Source organism: Providencia sp., from assembly GCF_052096715.1.
In the GTDB taxonomy this organism is placed as follows: Bacteria; Pseudomonadota; Gammaproteobacteria; order Enterobacterales; family Enterobacteriaceae; genus Providencia.
The window spans coordinates 41,428-61,767 of sequence record NZ_JBQDNB010000014.1 but is presented as its reverse complement, the minus strand read 5'-3'; the positions used below and the strand labels follow the sequence as shown (position 1 = coordinate 61,767).

The 20,340-nt window shown below is 38.9% G+C and carries 17 protein-coding genes; 6 read left to right on the top strand and 11 right to left on the bottom strand.

All coding sequences use genetic code 11. The features are described from left to right. Nucleotides 1–114: 114 nt before the first annotated feature. Genes fdnG through fdnI form a run of 3 tightly spaced genes read left to right on the top strand, consistent with a single transcriptional unit; the run spans nt 115 to nt 4,725 of the window. Complete coding sequence (fdnG, locus tag ACTH6U_RS12320) at nt 115–3,162, top strand: formate dehydrogenase-N subunit alpha (RefSeq protein WP_336431495.1); 3,048 nt, start codon at nt 115–117, stop codon at nt 3,160–3,162. Between the two features lie 11 nt (nt 3,163–3,173). Then, entirely contained in the window at nt 3,174–4,061 is an 888-nt protein-coding gene (gene fdxH / locus ACTH6U_RS12315; RefSeq protein ID WP_294107251.1) for a formate dehydrogenase subunit beta, read from the top strand. Continuing rightward, entirely contained in the window at nt 4,054–4,725 is a 672-nt protein-coding gene (gene fdnI / locus ACTH6U_RS12310; protein WP_294107250.1) for a formate dehydrogenase-N subunit gamma, read from the top strand. The genes fdxH and fdnI overlap by 8 nt, the downstream gene beginning before the upstream one ends. A gap of 114 nt (nt 4,726–4,839) precedes the next feature. On the opposite strand, the gene nfsB is transcribed toward fdnI, so the two are convergent. Continuing rightward, the gene (gene nfsB / locus ACTH6U_RS12305) at nt 4,840–5,493 is read right to left on the bottom strand and encodes an oxygen-insensitive NAD(P)H nitroreductase (RefSeq protein WP_441832294.1); all 654 of its coding nucleotides are present in this window, start codon (nt 5,491–5,493) and stop codon (nt 4,840–4,842) included. 100 nt (nt 5,494–5,593) lie between these two features. Here nfsB and ACTH6U_RS12300 point away from each other — a divergent pair, with 100 nt between their 5' ends. Beyond that, the gene (locus ACTH6U_RS12300; protein WP_294107248.1) at nt 5,594–5,950 is read left to right on the top strand and encodes a winged helix-turn-helix transcriptional regulator; all 357 of its coding nucleotides are present in this window, start codon (nt 5,594–5,596) and stop codon (nt 5,948–5,950) included. Nucleotides 5,951–6,075: 125 nt separating this feature from the next. Here ACTH6U_RS12300 and ACTH6U_RS12295 read toward each other — a convergent pair whose 3' ends face one another. After that, the gene (locus tag ACTH6U_RS12295; RefSeq protein ID WP_441828946.1) at nt 6,076–6,519 is read right to left on the bottom strand and encodes an acetyltransferase; all 444 of its coding nucleotides are present in this window, start codon (nt 6,517–6,519) and stop codon (nt 6,076–6,078) included. A gap of 318 nt (nt 6,520–6,837) precedes the next feature. Between ACTH6U_RS12295 and agp the strand changes: the two genes are divergently transcribed. Next, nucleotides 6,838–8,091: a bifunctional glucose-1-phosphatase/inositol phosphatase gene (gene agp, locus ACTH6U_RS12290; RefSeq protein ID WP_294107247.1), complete on the top strand. Its 1,254-nt coding sequence runs from the start codon at nt 6,838–6,840 to the stop codon at nt 8,089–8,091. 381 nt (nt 8,092–8,472) lie between these two features. Here the strand turns inward: agp and ACTH6U_RS12285 are convergent, their stop codons facing one another. Continuing rightward, nucleotides 8,473–8,910: a universal stress protein gene (locus ACTH6U_RS12285; protein ID WP_294107246.1), complete on the bottom strand. Its 438-nt coding sequence runs from the start codon at nt 8,908–8,910 to the stop codon at nt 8,473–8,475. 247 nt (nt 8,911–9,157) lie between these two features. Beyond that, nucleotides 9,158–9,727 (bottom strand): tetratricopeptide repeat protein, encoded by a 570-nt coding sequence (locus ACTH6U_RS12280; RefSeq protein ID WP_294107245.1) that lies wholly within the window; start codon nt 9,725–9,727, stop codon nt 9,158–9,160. Between the two features lie 907 nt (nt 9,728–10,634). Between ACTH6U_RS12280 and ACTH6U_RS12275 the strand changes: the two genes are divergently transcribed. Then, a complete protein-coding gene (locus ACTH6U_RS12275; protein ID WP_294107244.1) occupies nt 10,635–11,963 on the top strand; it encodes a hypothetical protein in 1,329 nt (442 codons plus the stop codon). Nucleotides 11,964–12,056: 93 nt separating this feature from the next. On the opposite strand, the gene ACTH6U_RS12270 is transcribed toward ACTH6U_RS12275, so the two are convergent. The 7 genes from ACTH6U_RS12270 to ttrS form a co-directional block, all read right to left on the bottom strand. Further along, nucleotides 12,057–12,461, bottom strand: a complete 405-nt coding sequence (locus ACTH6U_RS12270) for an acyl-CoA thioesterase (RefSeq protein ID WP_336430799.1) — start codon at nt 12,459–12,461, stop codon at nt 12,057–12,059. Nucleotides 12,462–12,552: 91 nt separating this feature from the next. Next, complete coding sequence (locus ACTH6U_RS12265) at nt 12,553–13,344, bottom strand: PhzF family phenazine biosynthesis protein (RefSeq protein ID WP_441832293.1); 792 nt, start codon at nt 13,342–13,344, stop codon at nt 12,553–12,555. A 130-nt stretch (nt 13,345–13,474) separates the two neighbouring features. After that, nucleotides 13,475–15,007, bottom strand: coding sequence for a peptide MFS transporter (locus tag ACTH6U_RS12260; RefSeq protein WP_441832292.1), 1,533 nt, complete (start codon nt 15,005–15,007; stop codon nt 13,475–13,477). Nucleotides 15,008–15,403: 396 nt separating this feature from the next. Then, nucleotides 15,404–16,627, bottom strand: a complete 1,224-nt coding sequence (gene mdtG / locus ACTH6U_RS12255; RefSeq protein WP_294107242.1) for a multidrug efflux MFS transporter MdtG — start codon at nt 16,625–16,627, stop codon at nt 15,404–15,406. A gap of 64 nt (nt 16,628–16,691) precedes the next feature. After that, nucleotides 16,692–17,627: a Kdo(2)-lipid IV(A) acyltransferase gene (locus ACTH6U_RS12250; protein ID WP_441832291.1), complete on the bottom strand. Its 936-nt coding sequence runs from the start codon at nt 17,625–17,627 to the stop codon at nt 16,692–16,694. Between the two features lie 71 nt (nt 17,628–17,698). Beyond that, nucleotides 17,699–18,295: a tetrathionate respiration response regulator TtrR gene (gene ttrR, locus ACTH6U_RS12245; RefSeq protein ID WP_294107240.1), complete on the bottom strand. Its 597-nt coding sequence runs from the start codon at nt 18,293–18,295 to the stop codon at nt 17,699–17,701. Nucleotides 18,296–18,436: 141 nt separating this feature from the next. Beyond that, nucleotides 18,437–20,161: a tetrathionate respiration histidine kinase TtrS gene (gene ttrS / locus ACTH6U_RS12240; protein ID WP_441832321.1), complete on the bottom strand. Its 1,725-nt coding sequence runs from the start codon at nt 20,159–20,161 to the stop codon at nt 18,437–18,439. Nucleotides 20,162–20,340 lie beyond the last annotated feature (179 nt).

The window sequence follows — 20,340 nt, the reverse complement described above, 5'->3', positions numbered from 1 at the left end:
CAGTTAATATTAATTAAACATTTATTTTCACATTAATTGATTTTAGGCAATAACTCATCATATTAGGCTGCTATTCTCTCATCGTTTTATACAAAAAAGATAAAGAGGTTAGTAATGAACGTTAGTCGCAGAAAGTTTTTTAAAATCTGCGCTGGCGGGATGGCAGGTACAACTGTAGCTGCGTTAGGTTTTATGCCTGGAATGGCAATAGCTAATGTACGTGAAAATAAATTACTTCGGTCGAAAGAGACTCGTAATACTTGTACCTACTGTTCTGTCGGTTGTGGGTTATTAATGTATAGCATGGGCGATGGCGCCATGAATGCTAAATCCGCTATATTTCATGTTGAGGGTGATTCTGACCACCCTGTAAACCGTGGTGCACTTTGTCCGAAAGGGGCAGGACTACTGGATTATATTCACAGCGAAAATCGTTTACGTTACCCTGAATATCGAGCGCCAGGCTCAGATAAATGGGAGCGCATTAGTTGGGATGATGCATTCACGCGTATTGCGCGTTTGATGAAAGATGACCGCGATGCCAATTTTGTTGAGAAAAATGCGGCAGGCACAACAGTAAATCGTTGGTTATCAACTGGAATGCTGTGTGCATCGGCGGCAAGTAACGAAACTGGAATGCTAACCCAAAAATTTGCACGATCGCTCGGTATGCTCGCGGTCGATAACCAAGCGCGTGTCTGACACGGACCAACGGTAGCAAGTCTTGCTCCAACATTTGGTCGCGGTGCGATGACCAACCACTGGGTTGATATCAAAAATGCCAACGTTATTGTTGTCATGGGCGGCAATGCTGCGGAAGCACATCCTGTCGGGTTCCGCTGGGCAATGGAAGCGAAAAATAATAATGATGCAACACTGATTGTTGTCGATCCGCGTTTTACGCGTACCGCATCAGTGGCAGATCACTATGTGCCTATTCGCTCAGGTACGGATATTACATTTTTATCAGGTGTTTTACTTTACCTGATTGAAAATAATAAAATTAATGCTGAATACGTTCAAAATTATACTAATGCGGCTTTACTTGTTAGGGATGATTTTGAATTTAACGATGGCTTATTTAGCGGTTATGACGCAGAAAAACGCAGTTATGACAAGACAAGCTGGAACTATAAATTTGACGAAAATGGTCATGCATTACGCGATGACTCGTTACAAGACCCACGTTGCGTCTGGAATCAACTTCGTCAACACGTCTCTCGTTATACGCCAGATGTTGTTGAAAATATTTGTGGTACGCCAAAAGCTGACTTCTTAAAAGTATGTGAAATTTTGGCCACAACGAGTGCTGCGGATAAAGCCGGAACATTCCTTTATGCATTAGGTTGGACTCAACACACTGTTGGCGCTCAAAATATTCGTACAATGGCAATGATCCAATTGCTACTTGGTAATATGGGTATGGCGGGTGGTGGAGTCAACGCTTTACGCGGTCACTCAAATATCCAAGGCCTGACAGACTTAGGTTTGTTATCAACCAGTTTACCGGGTTATCTCACATTACCATCTGAAAAACATCTGACAGTTGAAAATTATTTGACGGCGAATACACCAAAAGCCACCTTACCTAACCAGGTGAATTATTGGAGTAATTACCCGAAATTTTTTGTCAGTTTAATGAAGTCTTTCTATGGTGATGCAGCGCAACAAGAGAACCAATGGGGCTTTGATTGGCTGCCGAAATGGGACCAAGCTTATGATGTTATGAAATATTTTGACATGATGAGCAAAGATCAAGTGACAGGTTACATTTGCCAAGGCTTTAACCCTGTTGCCTCGTTCCCAGATAAAAACAAAGTTGTTAGCTGCTTAAGTAAGCTTAAATACTTAATTATTGTTGACCCTCTTGTGACCGAAACCGCGAATTTCTGGCAAAACCACGGTGAAATGAATGATGTCGATTCCGCGTCGATTCAAACGGAGGTATTCCGTTTACCTTCAACTTGTTTTGCTGAAGAAGATGGTTCAATTGCTAACTCAGGCCGCTGGTTACAATGGCACTGGAAAGCCGCGGATGCCCCAGGTGAAGCACGTAATGATGGGCAAATCCTAACCGGTATTTTATATAAAATCCGTGAACTATATGCACAAGAGGGTGGTAATGGTGTTGATCCTCTGATGCAAATGCGTTGGGATTATAAACGTCAATTCCATCCTGAGTCAGAAGAAGTGGCAAAAGAGAACAATGGTGTTGCACTGGTGGATCTCTTTGATGCAGATGGCAATCTACAAGCGAAAAAAGGTGAATTACTAAGCTCTTTTGCACTGCTACGTAGTGATGGTTCAACAGCATCATCTTGTTGGATTTATACGGGTAGCTGGACGCAAAAAGGTAATCAAATGGCGAACCGTGATAACAGTGACCCATCTGGAATCGGTAATACATTAGGTTGGGCTTGGGCATGGCCGCTTAACCGACGTGTTATTTATAACCGTGCATCTTGTGATACCAAAGGTAAGCCATGGAATAAAGATTGTGTGCTTATTGAATGGGATGGCAAAAAATGGGTCGGTAATGACGTGCCTGATTTTAATGGTTCAGCACCTGAAGTGGGTACGGGTCCTTTTATTATGCAGCCTGAAGGTTTAGGTCGTTTATTTGCGATTGATAAAATGGCAGAAGGACCTTTCCCTGAGCATTATGAACCATTTGAAACGCCATTAGGAACTAACCCATTACATCCAAATGTTATTTCTAATCCTGCGGCTCGAATTTTTGACGAAGATAAGAAACGACTTGGCGACCATAAAGAATTCCCTTATGTGGGAACCACTTATCGTTTAACTGAGCATTTCCATACTTGGACTAAGCATGCACGTTTAAACGCAATTGCTCAGCCTGAACAGTTTGTTGAAATCAGCGAAACCTTAGCGAAAGCCAAAGGTATTGCGTTAGGCGATCAAGTCAAAGTCAGCAGTAAGCGTGGTTTTATTAAGGCTGTTGCTGTGGTAACACCGCGACTGCAAACGTTGATGGTTGATGGAAAACCGATTGAAACTGTTGGGATACCAATTCACTGGGGCTTTGAAGGTGTAACGCAAAAAGGCTTTATTTCTAACACGTTAACGCCATCCGTGGGCGATGCTAACTCTCAGACACCTGAGTATAAAGCATTTTTAGTTAACATTGAGAAGGCGTAAGGGAGGGAACTATGTCCATGCAATCTCAAGACATCATTAAACGTTCCGCGACCAATAGTATTACGCCTCCACCCCATGCGCGCGACGATAAGTTTGAAGTCTGTAAGTTAATTGATGTGACCTCCTGTATAGGCTGTAAAGCCTGTCAGGTGGCCTGTTCTGAGTGGAATGATATCCGTGACGAAGTTGGTCATTGTGTTGGGGTTTATGATAACCCAACCGATTTAAGTGCAAAATCTTGGACGGTAATGCGTTTTAGCGAAACTAGCGAAAGCGGCAAGTTAGAGTGGTTGATCCGAAAAGATGGCTGTATGCATTGTACTGACCCTGGCTGCTTAAAAGCCTGTCCATCAGCGGGTGCAATTATTCAGTACGCTAATGGTATTGTGGATTTCCAATCAGAGCAGTGTATTGGTTGTGGCTACTGTATCGCGGGTTGCCCTTTCAACATTCCACGATTAAATCCAAAAGATAATCGTGTGTACAAATGTACTTTATGTGTTGATAGAGTCAGCGTAGGTCAAGAACCGGCTTGTGTGAAAACGTGTCCAACTGGTGCTATTCGTTTTGGTACGAAAAAAGAAATGTTGGAATATGGCGCTGAGCGTGTTTCTAAGTTGCAAAAACGCGGGTTTGCAGAGGCTGGGATTTACGATCCTGAGGGCGTAGGCGGTACACACGTCGTGTATGTACTTCATCATGCGGATAAACCGCAGTTGTATCATGGACTACCGAAAGACCCGCAAATTGATACACCAATCAATCTGTGGCAGGGCGTCTTGAAACCACTGTCTGTTGTGGGCTTTATAGCCACCTTTGCCGGACTGATTTTCCACTATGTGGGAATTGGGCCGAATAAAGAAGTGGATGATGAAGAGGAGAAAGATGACCATGAGTAAAAAGAGCAAAATGATTGTTCGGACAAAATTTGTTGACCGCGCATGTCACTGGACTGTTGTCATCAGCTTTTTCTTGGTTGCTTTGTCTGGTATCGCACTATTTTTCCCAACATTAAAATGGTTGACGGAAACTTTTGGTACGCCACAAATGGGGCGTATTCTTCACCCATTCTTTGGTGTATTAATCTTTGTCGTATTGATGTTTATGTTTTTCCGTTTTGTTAAACATAATATTCCAGACAGACAAGATCTACCTTGGTTTAAAAATATTATCGAGGTACTTAAAGGTAACGAACACAATGTTGCTGATGTAGGGAAATATAATGCAGGCCAGAAAATGATGTTCTGGAGCATCATGAGTTTGATTTTTGTGCTCTTGATCACCGGAATTATCATCTGGCGTCCTTACTTTGCGGACTTATTCCCTATGTGGATGATCCGTTGGAGCCTGCTTATTCATGCGGTTGCAGCCATTGTGCTTATCCATGCCATTTTGATCCATATGTATATGGCATTTTGGGTGAAAGGCTCGATTGGTGGGATGGTTGAAGGTAAAGTTAGCCGCCGCTGGGCTAGAAAGCATCACCCACGTTGGTATCGTGAAGTAGAAGCTGAAGAAGCGAAAGCAGAATCTAAAGCTAAAACCGAAGAAAAGCATAAATAAACTCATATCGAGTTAAAAATAATCAAGCCACTGTAAGTACAAACGTACTGATTACAGTGGCTTTTTTATTAAAAATGACAGTTTGATTTATTAAATCGCAATTTTATTATCAAATTAAATTAGCGTGATAATTTTGTCTTCAGTTAAGCGCGATTTAGTCAGTTTAGCATTGAAATCGTCTTCAGCGCGGTAACCTAGTGCAACGACAGCGATAGGTTTGAGGCCTTGTGCACTGAGGTTAAATTCGTTATCAAGGATATCAAAATCAATACCTTCCATCGGTACTGAATCAACGCCCAATGCGGCTGCACCGAGTAAAAAACCACCTAAATTGATAAAAACCTGTTTTTCGAGCCAGTGAGGCAAATCGTGCAGATCGTTTTTATGAATATTAAGAAAATAGTTTCTTGCCCCTGCCATCATCTCTTTATGTTCTGGAAGCGCAAAGCGGCCATCGGTATCTTCTTGTTGCAGAATATCCGATAGGTACTGGTCATTGACGTCAATTTTTGCACAAAAGACGACGACATGTGATGCATCAGTAATTTTGACTGTATTGAAGTGATAATCGCCTTGTGTTGATTTTGCTATACGCGATTTTGCATTTTCACTTTCGGCAATAATAAAGTGCCACGGTTGAATATTGACGCTTGATGGGCTGTAACGTAATAGCGTTGTTAATTTATCAAATATTTCAGCGCTGATTTTTTTAGTTGGATCAAATAATTTAGTTGAATAACGTTTCATTGCAATATCAGTAATAGTCATAAATCTTCCCTTTAAAATAAACTCGTTACTATTTAAATTTATGATAACGTATATACTATTAATTAAACAAGTACGTACATTTTTGATACATAGGTACATAATGGATACTGTTAAAAAACCGCGTTATGAAACGTATATTTATGAAGCTTGTCCCGTTGAGGCAACTTTAGAGCTTATTGGGGGGAAAGGGAAAGGCATGATCCTTTACCATCTGATGACCAATGGTACGCTACGGTTTAATGAGCTAAAGCGATTATTGCGATTTATTACGCCGCGGATGTTAACTAAACAATTACGTGAGTTAGAGTCCTGTGGATTAGTTGCGAGAAAGGTATTTGCTGAAGTTCCTCCAAAAGTAGAATACAGCCTAACGGAACGGGGGGAGTCGTTGCAATCAATATTGCTCATGTTGAAAACATGGGGAGAAGAACACGCGCTACCCTTTCTTCCAGAATAAAAATTTACTGAACAAATGGTTATGGAACTAGCCGTAACCACGTCAATAGTGTCTAGGGAATCATTATCTTTATATTTTATTGGATTATTTAAGCTAGCAAATCTGCCGAAAAACGTATTTATTTATTATTCAATCGTACTGAGTTTCATGTGTAAAATAGGGAATGGGTTGCCTTCCCCATCTATTTCCGAACGAGCATATTGTATAAATCCCATATGTTGATAAAACCCAACGGCTTGTGGATTTTGTTCGTTGACATCGACTTCAGTAATGCCTAATTGATCTATGGCATATTGAAGGAGTTTTTTTCCGGTTCCTTTGCCCCGATTATTGGGAGCAATGAATAGCATTTCAAGGCGATTTTCGTCGGTTCCAATAAAACCAATAATTTTTTGAGTTTCATCAACAGCGACAAAAACGGCTAAGTTAGGCAAATATTGCTCTTTAATAGCGATTTTTAAATCTTGGATGTTTTGCTCGGTTATGAAGTCATGTGTTGCCCTAACAGATGATTCCCATACCTGAATAATCTCGTCGTAATTACTAGCAATAGCAGGTTTAATTATCATTTCTATATTCCTAATATTTAAGATGCCAATCTTAAACAGACTAAAAATTGTGTCAATAAATTAGTCAGAATAAAGCTGATTAATATCTATTTTTTAATAATTCATTAATTATTTTATTAAAAATAAACACGCTGATAAATAACCGTTTAATTTAAGTTAAGCGGTAGTTTTGGGAGGTTAGTCTCAGAAAAAAAAGGTAAATCCTTCATTATTGGAATATATTTAAATGGACAGGTTAATTTTTTATTTTCTAACATAATTACAACGTTATGTATTTTTTGCATTTTCATATTTTGATAAAATTGTAGGAGTATTTAGATGAAATATAAACTGCTAACATTGTGTTTATCTGCTGCTTTATTCACCCCTATCGCCCCTGTTTTAGCAAATACCGATAACGCAAGTGATATGGTGCTCGACCAAGTTTTAGTCCTTAGCCGCCATAATTTACGAACGCCAATTGTTAATACGGGTATTCTGACAGAAATTACAGATAAAAAATGGCCAGAATGGGATGCGAAAAGTGGCTATTTAACCACGAAAGGCGGTGCTCTTGAGGTTTATATGGGGCACTATTTTAGGGAATGGATAGATCAAAATAAATTGTTGGCCGATGAACTTTGCCCGACAAGTAGTGAAGATGTTTATATTTATACCAATAGTTTACAAAGAACCATTGCTACGGCGCAATTTTTCGCGACTGGTGCTTTCCCCGGCTGTAAAGTGAATATTCATCACCAGCCTGAAATTGGTACAATGGACCCTGTATTCAATCCTATTATTACCAATGCAACGCCTGAATTTAAACAAAAAGCGATATTCGCAATGGAAGAACATTTAAAAGGTCTTAATCTTAAACCGGGCTATGATGAATTAAATAACCTGCTTAATATAAAAGATTCTCAAAAATGTAAGACGGATAAATTTTGTGATTTAGCGACGCAAAAGAATACTTTTATTGTAGAGGCGGATAAAGAGCCAGGTGTTAGTGGCCCATTAAAAATAGCTAATTCGGCTGCGGATGCGATAGATTTACAATATTATGAAGGTTTCCCATTAAAAGATGTCGCTTGGGGATTGGTTAATTCAGATGAAAAGTGGGTTAAACTGAATACCCTGAAAAATGGTTATCAGGAAACATTATTTTCACCTAAATTGATCGCTAAAAATGTGGCTCATCCAATACTGAATTATATCAACAATGGTTTTGTTTCTGTAGATAAAGGAGAAACCGCTAAATTTATTTTTTTAGTCGGACATGACTCTAATATTGCTTCAGTGATGTCAGCGATGGATTTTAAGCCTTATCAATTACCACAACAATATGAACATACGCCGATTGGCGGTAAGTTGGTATTTCAACGCTGGCACGATAAGCAAGCTAAAAAGGATTTTATGAAAGTTGAGTATGTATATCAAACCTCAGACCAACTTAGAGATAACGCTTATTTATCGTTAAAAACCCCCCCTAAACATGTCACATTAGAACTCAAAGATTGCCCAATTGATAAAAGCGGTTACTGTTCTTGGGATGATTTCCAAAAAGTCATGAAGTCAGCATTACAACAGTAATCAACTTAAATTTATTTTTTGATAGCCTATCTTGTAAGAGATAGGCTTTTTTATCAGTAGAATTAATACGTTATGATTTATAACACCATGATTTTTTTCATGTTTTAACATTGTAGTGCTATTGAATGATGGTTTTGTGGAAAAGGTGCGGATGGATTTTAAGAGAGTAAATATTTAGGCTATGGCTAGAAAGAAAAAACCCTGCAAAATGAGCAGGGCGTGAAAATCACGAAAATGTTTATGAGTCTTTAATCTACCCTAAATAAATATGTAATAGTCATATTTATTGTATGGGTTTATTGTTTTGTGTAACAATTATTAAGAACTTACATGACCTGTGTTTTTTAAGACCTTAAAGCGTTTTATTTGATTTAATTCATCTTAGCGAACGACAAGCACACTAATCTTAGCATAACGAACTACTGAGGCGGCATTCGAACCCAATAAATAGGTCGACATGCTTGGTCTACGGGAGCCGAGTAGAATGATATCGGCATTAATATCTTCTGCTGTTGCTAAAATTTCATCTTTAACTGAGCCAATTGTTGCTTTTACTTGCACTTTATCTTCAGGAATAGAAAACAGCTTAACTTTTTCATTTAATTCTTTGAGAATAATTTCTACTTGCTTTGCATCATCTGGAAAATCGCCAGGTAAAATAGTTCCGCCATAGCGTAAATAATTTGAGATAGGAGCTGTTACTGCAAGGAAATGAACTGTCGAATTATTCAGCTTTTGCAATGAATTTACATGGGGAATGAGCATATTAGTGAGTGAATCTTCGGTAACATCAATCGGAACTAAAATAGTATTGTACATAATTTCTCCTTTTTTCTTTTATATTATAAGTTTAGAACAATATCATGAATTATGATAATAATTGTTAATAAATTAATAATAATAAATTTTAGAACGAAAGGTGTGATCAAGTGTATGTTATTTAATATTTTAGCGTGAAATTTGAAGTATTTATTTTTGAGTAGGCAAAACGCATGGGTAAGCGTATTGCCTATAAAGATGAAAAATAGTTTGTATCATTAGTATCAATTGGATTATTTATTTTGTGTTACGGCTTAGTGCATGCCTCTTTGAGACCCGCTTTACAGGCTAACGCTAAATATTCTGATGCTGATTTTTCGTTAATTTCGGTTCCTTCACCATCTTGAAGCATTTTCCCAACTTGGTATTGTGCGGGTGGAAATTTTTTATCGGCCGACTTTTTAAACCATTCAAAGGCCGTAATATAATTTTGTTTGACTCCAATACCTTGGTAGTAAAACTGACCCATATAGTTTAGCGCTTCGGCATTACCTTTATTTGCGGATTTTTCAAACCATCCCATCGCTGTTTCAAGGCTAACTTCAACACCATTACCATTTAAATACATATCGCCAAGGAAAAGTTGTGCGTCTGAATTTCCCTTGTTAGAGGCCATGGTTAGCCATTTTTTTGCTTTAGGATAATCTTGTTTGATTTCTGTTCCTAAATAATAGCCAATTCCAAGCATCACTTGTGCTTTAACATCACCTTTTTGGGCTTCTTGTTCTATTAGTTTTAATGTTTCTTTAGGAACCGCAGCAAAACTAAGATTAATAGAGAAAATAAACAGTAAAATTAATGAAAAAATTCTGAACATGATATTTTTAATGTCTTCTGTTGGTGATAAGTATTTTTAATAAGCAATGACTGTTAAAATCTAATTGTTAATTGATTTTTAACGTATTGTTTACTGCTTTTTATTAATCAGCCTTAGTTTAAAATGCGAATAAAAATTAATAAGATTAGATTATGAATATCTTATTGAGTTAAACGCCCATTTTAATAATTTAGGGAGGTTAATAGCAAGTTACGACGATCAATTTATTATCCAATACTTTACGACGATATTTGATAAATATCAATATGTAATAATAGATACACATTATGAGAGTTTTTAAATGGGCTGAGCTACAATGCTGAATTAATTATTGAAGTCAATTTCTAAAATAATTCAAAAATGAGTAGCAAATTAACTTAGTCACAATGAAAAAAAAGCTTTAGCGCATTCATATAGGAACAATTAAAGTATAAATTATATGTAAAATACCCATATAGTGATTTATTCTAAAAAATCACATAATTGTTACAAAGTACAGAGTTATTGCGATACTTAATATTAGTTATCATATAATACTGTGATATTTAGCACGTATTAAATTTATGATTGTTGAAATTGTTAATAAGTGAAAACTCCAGTTAATATCAATTAAATATTTAAAAACAATAAGTTAGTTTTTGTTGGGTTACGGTTTGGTGAACAAGTTTTATTTCCTCTTCTAGATAGAGATATTTTTGTCTTAATTCACTTAATAGAGAAAAATTTTCTATAAATAGCCCATTTTGCAGGCTAATAAAGAGTCGTTTTTTCTCCTACATATCCTTTATGATTTGAACATGATAAAAGCCTGCGAATAACTAAGGTTATTAATATAAATAACTATTAAACCGTATTTTAAAATCAAAAAAAGCTTTTCATCACAAACTTAAATATTGAGTGAAAAATTATGGCAACGATCCCAACGATAGATAACAATGAAAGAAAAAACGGCTCTACAGCGGCATCTCGAGCAGGTATGACTCAAGAACAATGGCGCGAAGCGACTAAATTTGATGGTACTGACGCAGGTTGGGTCATCATGAGTATTGGTATGGCAATTGGGGCAGGGATCGTATTTCTGCCTGTGCAAGTCGGATTAATGGGGTTATGGGTGTTTTTGCTTTCATCTGTTGTCGGCTATCCTGCAATGTATTTGTTTCAACGTTTATTTATTAACACACTCGCTGAGTCACCTGAGTGTAAAGATTATCCAAGTGTGATTAGTGGTTATTTAGGTAAAAACTGGGGAATGCTTTTAGGCGCACTTTATTTTGTGATGCTCGTCATTTGGATGTTTGTTTATTCTACGGCGATTACAAATGACAGTGCGTCATATTTACAGACTTTTGGTGTGACCGAAGGATTATTATCAGAAACATCGTGGTATGGTTTGGTTCTAATCTGCATTTTAGTGGCGATTTCATCTCGAGGTGAAAAGTTACTCTTTAAGCTATCAAGTTTTATGGTATTGACTAAATTATTTGTTGTCGCTGCCTTGGGTGTTTCAATGATAGGAATGTGGCATCTATATAATGCTGGTTCTTTACCACCAGTAGGGCGTTTATTAAAAGAAGCGGTTATTACGTTACCGTTTACACTGACTTCAATACTGTTTATTCAAACATTGAGTCCAATGGTTATTTCATTTCGCAGCCAAAATACGAATAGAGAAGTGGCGCGCTATAAAGCGCTGCGTGCGATGAATATTGCATTTGGTATCCTGTTTTGTACGGTATTTTTCTACGCGGTTTCTTTTACGTTAGCGATGGGGCATGAAGAGGCAGTTAAAGCTTACGAACAAAATATTTCTGCTTTAGCCATTGCCGCTAAATTCTTTCCGGGTGGTTGGGTCACCGTTGTGAGTGTCATGCTGAATATTTTCGCTGTAATGACCGCATTCTTTGGTGTTTATCTCGGATTCCGTGAGGCGACCCAAGGTATTGTGATGAATATTTTACAACGAATGATGCCAGTTGAACGCATTAAAGATGAGTGGGTTAAAAATGGTATTATGGTATTTGCAGTGCTACTTGCATGGGGAGCGATTATTCTTAATGCACCGGTACTGAGCTTTACTTCAATCTGTAGCCCAATTTTTGGTATGGTCGGTTGTTTAATTCCAGCGTATTTAGTTTATAAAGTCCCAATGTTGCATAAGTATAAAGGCGCCTCTTTATATCTAATTATTTTTACTGGGATTTTATTATGTATCTCACCATTCTTGGCCTTCGCTTAACCGTTGATGATGTAAGAGAATTTATCGTGATAGCGTAAAACAAAAAAAGTGTGTGCAAGTTAATTTAGCACACACTTTTTGCATTTTTATATATCATTCAAACAATGGTGTTGGTTTACCATTATCATCAACCGCTACAAAGTTAAATTGGCCATGGATCACCTCTTCGCGCCCCTCAGAATACATGTCTTCTAGAAAAATGGAGACATTGACTGCAAGGCTGGTTCTACCCACTCGGCTGACTTTGCCGATCAATTCCACGATGGTGCCAGAAGGAATTGGATGGGTAAAATTAATTTTTTCTGTAGAAACGGTCACTAGGCGCTTGCGAGAAAAACGAGTGGCAGTGATAAAAGAAACTTCATCCATCCAAGCTAAAGCTGTGCCTCCAAAGAGGGTACTATGATGATTGGTTGTCGTTGGAAAAATAACTTTCGATACGCAGGTGATAGATTGTTCAATTTTTTGTGCGATTGTATCTTCAACATCTGGAGACATGTTTAAACCTTAAAATTATTTTATGTATTATATAGCTTATTCACATTGATGAGTCAGTGTAATACTCATCACAAATAAATTCAGCAATTAATCAAATATGAATCGTTCCACTTAAAAATAAAGTCGCTTTGCCTGTTAGCTTTACGCGTTCATTTTCGATATCACATTTGACTAATCCACCACGAGCAGATATTTGATGGCCAACTAAGCTGTTTTTATTTAACCTTTTAGCCCAAAGTGGGGCAATTGCACAATGGGAAGTTCCTGTGACAGGATCTTCATTAACGCCTTTTGCAGGTGCAAAATAACGCGAAACAAAATCGACTTTGTTATTGTCACTTTTTGCGGTAATTGTTAAGCCTGGTAAAGGAAGTTGTGACAGTTTCAGCATGTCAGGTTGGCAGTTTTTAACGTGTTCTACGGTAGATAAAAAACAAATATAGCGGTCTTTAGCCAACCATAATTGTTCAATTTCGACACCTAAAATTTTAGTTAATTGAGGGTATTGCGCATTATCTGCAAGTTTACACTCAAGAATAGGAAAATCGAGAGTAAAGGTATTTTCAGTTTCCGAGACGGTTAATTCACCTGAAATTGATTGAAAAATAATTGGATTATCAGGATGGTGCATAATCTTAGTGAGTACAAAAGATGCAGCTAAAGTAGCGTGACCACAAAGTTTGACCTCCATAATCGGCGTGAACCAACGTATGTGAACGCCCACTAAAAATGCGGTTTCAGATAAGTTGATTTCAGCCGCAATAGAAATAAGTTGTTCATCAGGTAGCCACTTTTCGAGTAAAACAACGGCTGCTGGATTACCTTGAAATAGGGTATCAGTGAAGGCGTCAACATAGTAAACAGGAAGTGAAAATACGCTCATACAATCTATCCTTTGAGGTTGGGCATCATTGATGTATTGGAAGATTATAGCGTAGATATAAATGATAAATATAGAATTACACTGCTCAATAGCCCAGTACAGGTTATCGAGCAGTGAATATTAACGTGGATTAGCTCGCTTTCGCTTCGTTTTTATCCGCATTTTTAAGCATATTTCTAACTGGTATTATCAATATAGCCAAAACAATCGCACAGATGATTAATGCGATTGAGACATGGGAGAACAGCTCAGGCATTGAATCCAGTTGATCTTTACGGATATTTCCACCCATGATCCCCGCCGCTAGATTACCTAACGCACTGGCACAGAACCATAACCCCATAACTTGTCCACGCATTTTATGTGGCGCTAATAAGGTCATTGTAGCCAAACCAATCGGGCTAAGGCACAACTCACCAAGAGTCAGTAATAAAATACTACCCACTAACCAAAATGGCGATACGCCCGTTTGTGTTGCGAGAACGTGGTTTGCTGCCATCATCATCACTGCAAAGCCACCCGCCGCAAATAAAATACCGACTACAAATTTTGACATACTGCTCGGGTTCATGTTGCGTTTAGCCAATGATGGCCAGAACCAGCTGAACAGTGGAGCTAATATAATAATGAACAGCGCATTAATCGCTTGGAACCAGATCGTTGGGATTTCGAAATCACCCATTTGCCTATCAGTATAATCGCGAGCAAAAATATTAAATGAAGTCGGTTTTTGTTCGAATGCTGACCAGAAGAATGCTGCGGCAACTAACAGAATTAAACAGGCCAATAAACGCGAGCGCTCACTGCTATTTAAACCTGCAAAGAAGAACATAAATACGAAATAGATACCGACACATGTTGAGATAATGTAAGCCGAACTCTTCGCTATCATTGAGGCATTAAATGGGATCGTACCATTGTCGATTAAAATAACTAATGCAGCGAGCAGTACCATCACCAAAGAGACCCATTTACCGACATTTTTACGTTGTACAGTAGGGCGGTTCCACGTTGAATCTAATCCAACTTCTTTGTCATAACGGCGCATTTGTGGGATTGCATAAAAACGGAAGACTAACAGCGCAATTAACATGCCTAGGCCACCAAGACCAAAGCCAATGTGCCAGCCATATTTTTCATGCAAAGGGCCAATAATGAGAGGGGCAATAAATGACCCCATATTAATACCCATATAAAATAGTGAGAAACCACCGTCACGGCGTGTATCTTCTTTTTTATACAAAGTACCAACCATTACGGTGATACAGGTTTTAAACAGTCCTGTACCTAACACAATCAGTAAAAGGCCCACAAAGAAGAAGGTGTTGGTTAAAATTGCAGACATGGCAATAGACAAGTGACCAAGTGCAATGATGAGAGAACCGTACCAAACGGCTCTACGTTGACCTAACCAGTTATCGGCTAACCAGCCGCCCGGTAATGACGTAATGTAGACGCCACCTGCAAAGATACCCACAATCGCTGAGGCTTGTTCAATAGGCAGCTCCATACCGCCTTGAAGTAATGCGGCACTCATAAACAGAATGAGTAGTGGACGAACGCCATAGAAAGAAAATCTTTCCCACATTTCAGTGAGGAAAAGTGAACTTAGTGGGTACGGATGCCCGAAAAATGTTTTTGTTTTAGTCGCAGAATTATTCATCTGAGAACTCCGATAAATTATCTCTTGAGATGTGTGTCTGATAAAAAACACCAAGCTAAGTGCTTAGGTGTCAATATATAGATATGTTAACTTTCAGGGTGTAAACATATTTTTAACATACATTATTATAGAATCATCTATAAGCAGAATAAATTTATTGCAATATATGTAGTTTTAAGGTGAAAGTTCGATGTAACTCTCATTTTTCACTATAAGGTAGGGGACAATACAGGATTTTAGTTGACAATAAAAGCAAGAATTTTGAATCGATTAAGTATAATAAAAACAATGCACTAGAGAGATAAAAGATAGACTTATGCATAAAATGCTGTAATACCTATAAATAGCTAGGGTTTTACGCAAAGAATATCAGTTCATTTATTGTTCACTTAACGATTATTCACTGGGCTCAGCACGAAGGCCATCAGATTGTTTTCTGATAACCGACCATGAGTAAATGAGATTAATGAGTACCAATATTGCACTAAAAAAAAATACAGCTCTAAACCCATAAGTCGCGGCGACCAGAGATCCCATTAACGGTCCGGTAACATTACCGACGTCTCGTAGTGCTTGGTTATAGCTAAATATCCGTCCAGTAACTTGATGGGAAATATTGTACAAAATTAAAGTTTGTACCGCGGGTAACAGTGCAGCATTTAAAGCACCGAGTAAAAAGCGTAAAGCACCAAGTTCCCAATAATTACTGACGAGTCCCATCGGGAAAAGAACAAATATTGATGCGCCTAATACTGCCAACAAGACCTTTTCAGGTCCTATTCTATCGCTAAGCTTACCTAGCATAGGGGCTGCTATCAGTGCTGCAACACCAGGAATGGAAGCTATCATACCACTGACAAACGCCAAGTTTTCGATGGAATCAGAGAGTTCTCGAACATAGAGGGTGACTACCGGATTTACTGATCCCATTGCTGCTTGAATAATCATGGTGGTAAAAAATAAACTAATGACTAAGTTTTTATTACGTAAAGAAGCAAAAACCTGTTTGCCAGTTAAGGCATCTTTACGAGAAACGGGTGTAAAACGTTCGCGAACATAAAATAATGTCACAAAAAAGCAAATGAATAATACGCTGGCGGTGATGAAAAATACCGGGCGCAGACCATATTGGTCAGCGAGTAAGCCACCAATCAATGGACCTATCAATGCGCCACTCACTGCACCTGTGGCAAGTACGCCCATTGCCCAGCCGCTTTTTTTAATCGGTATTTGAGTTGCTATCAACGCATTGGCATTGGGAACAAAGCCCCCCAGAAGACCTAAAATGGCTCTGAGGATGAGTAGTTGCCAGATATTTTGCGCAAAACCGATGAGCACCATGACGATAGCCATACCAAGGGCTGAGCGCAATAACATGAGTTTTCGACCTTTTCGGTCAGATAATCGCCCCCAAAATGGGGCTGCAATTGCAGAGAATAGAAACGTGATACTAAAAACTGCACCAGTCCATAGGCTTAATGAGGCGTGGTTAGTTACGCCGAGTTCTTCAATATATAAGGGGAGAAAAGGCATGATCAGGCTAAATGCCGCGCCAGTTAAAAAACAACCGAACCATACGACATACAAATTACGTTTCCAGTAAGTATTCCTGTTAAGCATAGACTCCTAACTTATTCCTTAAGAACGAAACGGCGGTTATATGACTAACGGCCGCTTCATCGATTTAATGATGCAAATCACCATATAAGGAGGGCTCTCCTTCCGGTCGTGTTTTGAAGCGACGATGTAGCCACATATATTGTTCAGGTGCTCTTAAAATTTCTTTTTCAATGAGCTTATTCATCATGGCTGCGGTTGCGACTTCATCATCTTTAGGGAAACCATCAACAGCAGGCTGGATAAGTAGTTCATAACCTTTAGCTGCTGGCATACGACGCAGTGTAAAAGGGATCACTAATGGATTAGCCATTCGTACTAATATTGAGGTACCGGTTGTCGTGGCGGTATCTTTGACGGCAAAGAATGGCGCAAAAACGCTGTTACGTGGGCCATAATCATGGTCCGGTGCATACCACAGAATTTTACCTTGTCGTAAAATGCGTACCATACTTTTAGGATCTTTGCGGTCAATCATGACATCGTTAGAACGTCGGCGGCCTCTGGTTTGAAGCCAGTCGTAGACGGGATTATCATTCGGGCGGTAAACGCCATTTCCCGGGTTATGCATACCAAACATTCGCCCACCAAGTTCGAGGGTCAAGAAATGGATGCCCACAACGATAATGCCGCGCCCGGTTTTTTGCGCTTCCTTCATATTCTGTAGGCCGTCTATTTTGCACCAGCGGCGTGCACGCCAGTCAGGCCAAAACCAAGCCATGCCCGTTTCAAATACGCCCATACCGACAGATTCAAAATTTTTATCGACCATTTGGCGACGTTCTTCTTCGCTCATGTCTGGAAAACACAATTGCAAATTACGGTTAGCAATTAAGGCACGTTTTTTTAGAAAATGTTTGGATAGGCGACCTAAACGTGTCCCTATCCAGTAAATAACTGGGTAAGGCAGTAACACGAGGACATAAAGTACACCTGTACCAAACCAAGTGAGCCAGTAACGAGGGTGTAGAAAACTGAGTTTAAACGTTGGTGCCTGTATCATTAGATTCCGATATAGAGTTGTTTGCTATCAAAGCAATAGCAGGTTATCGATAATGTGGTAATTATAACAAATTATTCATTTAAAATATGAGCAGTTTGTAAGGTGATCATTAATTCAGCTAAATTTCGTACTGCCATTTTGTCCATAACTCGTGAACGATGTACTTCAACGGTACGAACAGAGACACAAGCGATATCTGCAATTTCACGATTGATTAAGCCTTGCAGAACATATTTACAGATATCTTTTTCTCTTGGCGTCAGGGTTTCATAGCGCTGTTTAATTAGGTAACGCTCGGTGGCTTTGGCGGTCTGCAAATGTGCATGTTCAAGTGTTATAGCCAGTTGTTGGCTATCAATAGGTTTTTGCAGAAAATCAATCGCCCCGAGTTTGACTTGTTCGACAGCCATAGGAATATCCCCATGACCGGAAAGAAAAATAACTGCAAGCGTACTTTGTTGCTCTTTAAGTAGATGATGAATTTGCCGTCCATCAAGTTTAGGCATTCTCATATCAAGTAAGACAATACCTTCTTGATGAAGTGATGCTTGCTGAATAAATTGTTCGCTATCATTCCAAACAGTAACCGAATAACCAAGTGTTTCGAGTAAAAATTGGCAGGCATCGGTGACATCGGTGTCGTCATCCACCAGATGAATAACGGGCATTGATTATTACCTCACAGAGTCATGTTATCGATTATTGTGTGGTTTCACATATTATTGAAAATATTCAGCTTATGATTGTCACACATCACCAAGGTGAATGTTATCAATTGTGTGGCAAAACATGCGCTATTGACGGAAAAATTAAGGATAGCTGAAAATTAACGTCACCCTTAAGCCATTAAGTCCATCATCAGTGATATTATTTTCAATCCGAATGTCGCCGCCTTGACTTTGGATAAGTCTCTGGCAAATAACTAGCCCAAGTCCTAAACCTTCCTTTTTTGTTGTCGCAAAAGGGGTAATGCCTTGTTCTAATTGCTCAGATTGCATCCCACCAGCATCATCTTGCAATACTAATAAAAAGCGGTCTTGAGCAAAATGGAACTCAAAACTTAAGGTGTTAGCACCAGCTTGTAGGCTATTGCTAATTAAATTGGAAAGTAACTGGTCGAGCAATGTCTCGGGTAATTTAAGCATAACATCATCAGTATCAGGCAATAATAATTGTGTACCTGAACCATATTGTTCAACTTGCAATAGTTGCCAAATATGGTTGATGGTTTGTTTGACTGACTGCTGATTGAGTTGTTGGCTTGAATCATGACTTGGCTTTCCTGCCCAAAGGCGTAAGTTACGAATGATATCCGCACCACGCTGCGCCTGATGATCAATTTTAGTGAGCGCGCCAATAAGCGGGTGGTCATCAGATTCTTTTTTCAGACGTAAAATACAGCCCTGAGCGTAATTTCGAATGGCAGATAATGGCTGATTTAGTTCATGGGCAAAGCCGGATGCCATTTCACCTAAGATATTCAAACGCTGAGCTTTTTGTAAATTAGCTTCCTGCTGACGCAGGCGGTTGTGGGCAACTTCGAGTTGGCGACTGCGACGCCTGACTAGAAAAGCAATCCAGACATGATTGATCCCTAATAAAATAAAAAATAACGCAATAATACTAATAGTGATTTGGTGTTGTATCGTCCAACTGACAATATCTTGCCAAACTTGGCGTTGCTGTGGATGTTGATTAACATCACGCAATAAGGTTTCGACTTGAGTCACTGAAGCGGGTGCTCCCCAACGCATTGTCGTATTATCTGTGGAAAGTAACGTTTTCGTCACCTTATCGACCAGATTATCAGGGACTCCACTTAATGCCGCAAAGGACCAATTAGGATATAACTCTGTGCTGGTGAGGCAAGAGAGTGAACTTGAATGTTGAATTAATGGGCGAAATTGCTGTTTATCAATCAATCCTTCGCTATCCATGTTCTCCAACAAACAAACAGGAACGATAGCGGCTGACAGCGAACTATCACGTAAAGCATACAGTAAGGCATCCGCAGGAAAACCGAGAAATTGCATTCGGAAATCTTTCTCTGCATCATATCCCATATCGCGTAATACCTTGTAACCTAACAAGTAACCACCAAAAGCATCTGGTGAAATTGCACCGACCTTTTTTCCTATCAAGTGGTTCACATCTTTAATATCGCTATCTGCTCGCACTAATATCAGGCTACCAATCACATTGCGAGTAGTGCTGTTCGGTTCGACATCTGAACGTAACGAAAGCAACCAACGTAGATGGTATCGGCTATCTAATTGAATAAATTGTGCTGGATTAGTCAGTAAAAAATCAATTTTTTGATGAGAAATAGCGTCTTTCATTTCATCAAGATTGAGCGGTTGCAACGTGAAGCGTTCACCAGGAATGGATTCATTCAGCGTATCAATTAATGACTGCCAATGTAATTGGGTTGAACTTGGGCCACGCAAGGCGAGCACGCCAATTGTCCATTGAGCAGCCATAGTCGGTATTGACCACATTAGCAGCACTATTATTAGTATGTGATACAACGGCATAGATGATTTTTTTAACATATTTAGGTTATTCGTTGCGTTAGATCAATTTAGCGATAGGTATGTGGTAAACCACAATAGGGGGGGCGTTCGTCTCTCCCTACAATGAAGCCATTCCCATCATACTTCAAGCTGCACAGGTAGTAAGCATCTTGAATGATTTAGGGTTTATGAGAAACAAA

What these genes read in the sequence shown, in the direction of transcription:
- fdnI (WP_294107250.1), top strand. Translation starts at nt 4,054, where the DNA reads ATGAGTAAAAAGAGCAAAATGATTGTTCGGACAAAATTTGTTGACCGC.
- ACTH6U_RS12250 (WP_441832291.1), bottom strand. Translation starts at nt 17,627, where the DNA reads ATGATACAGGCACCAACGTTTAAACTCAGTTTTCTACACCCTCGTTAC.
- ACTH6U_RS12300 (WP_294107248.1), top strand. Translation starts at nt 5,594, where the DNA reads ATGGATACTGTTAAAAAACCGCGTTATGAAACGTATATTTATGAAGCT.
- ACTH6U_RS12295 (WP_441828946.1), bottom strand. Translation starts at nt 6,519, where the DNA reads ATGATAATTAAACCTGCTATTGCTAGTAATTACGACGAGATTATTCAG.
- agp (WP_294107247.1), top strand. Translation starts at nt 6,838, where the DNA reads ATGAAATATAAACTGCTAACATTGTGTTTATCTGCTGCTTTATTCACC.
- ACTH6U_RS12285 (WP_294107246.1), bottom strand. Translation starts at nt 8,910, where the DNA reads ATGTACAATACTATTTTAGTTCCGATTGATGTTACCGAAGATTCACTC.
- mdtG (WP_294107242.1), bottom strand. Translation starts at nt 16,627, where the DNA reads ATGCTTAACAGGAATACTTACTGGAAACGTAATTTGTATGTCGTATGG.
- ttrR (WP_294107240.1), bottom strand. Translation starts at nt 18,295, where the DNA reads ATGCCCGTTATTCATCTGGTGGATGACGACACCGATGTCACCGATGCC.
- ACTH6U_RS12275 (WP_294107244.1), top strand. Translation starts at nt 10,635, where the DNA reads ATGGCAACGATCCCAACGATAGATAACAATGAAAGAAAAAACGGCTCT.
- ACTH6U_RS12260 (WP_441832292.1), bottom strand. Translation starts at nt 15,007, where the DNA reads ATGAATAATTCTGCGACTAAAACAAAAACATTTTTCGGGCATCCGTAC.
- ACTH6U_RS12265 (WP_441832293.1), bottom strand. Translation starts at nt 13,344, where the DNA reads ATGAGCGTATTTTCACTTCCTGTTTACTATGTTGACGCCTTCACTGAT.
- ACTH6U_RS12270 (WP_336430799.1), bottom strand. Translation starts at nt 12,461, where the DNA reads ATGTCTCCAGATGTTGAAGATACAATCGCACAAAAAATTGAACAATCT.
- ttrS (WP_441832321.1), bottom strand. Translation starts at nt 20,161, where the DNA reads ATGCCGTTGTATCACATACTAATAATAGTGCTGCTAATGTGGTCAATA.
- fdxH (WP_294107251.1), top strand. Translation starts at nt 3,174, where the DNA reads ATGTCCATGCAATCTCAAGACATCATTAAACGTTCCGCGACCAATAGT.
- ACTH6U_RS12280 (WP_294107245.1), bottom strand. Translation starts at nt 9,727, where the DNA reads ATGTTCAGAATTTTTTCATTAATTTTACTGTTTATTTTCTCTATTAAT.
- nfsB (WP_441832294.1), bottom strand. Translation starts at nt 5,493, where the DNA reads ATGACTATTACTGATATTGCAATGAAACGTTATTCAACTAAATTATTT.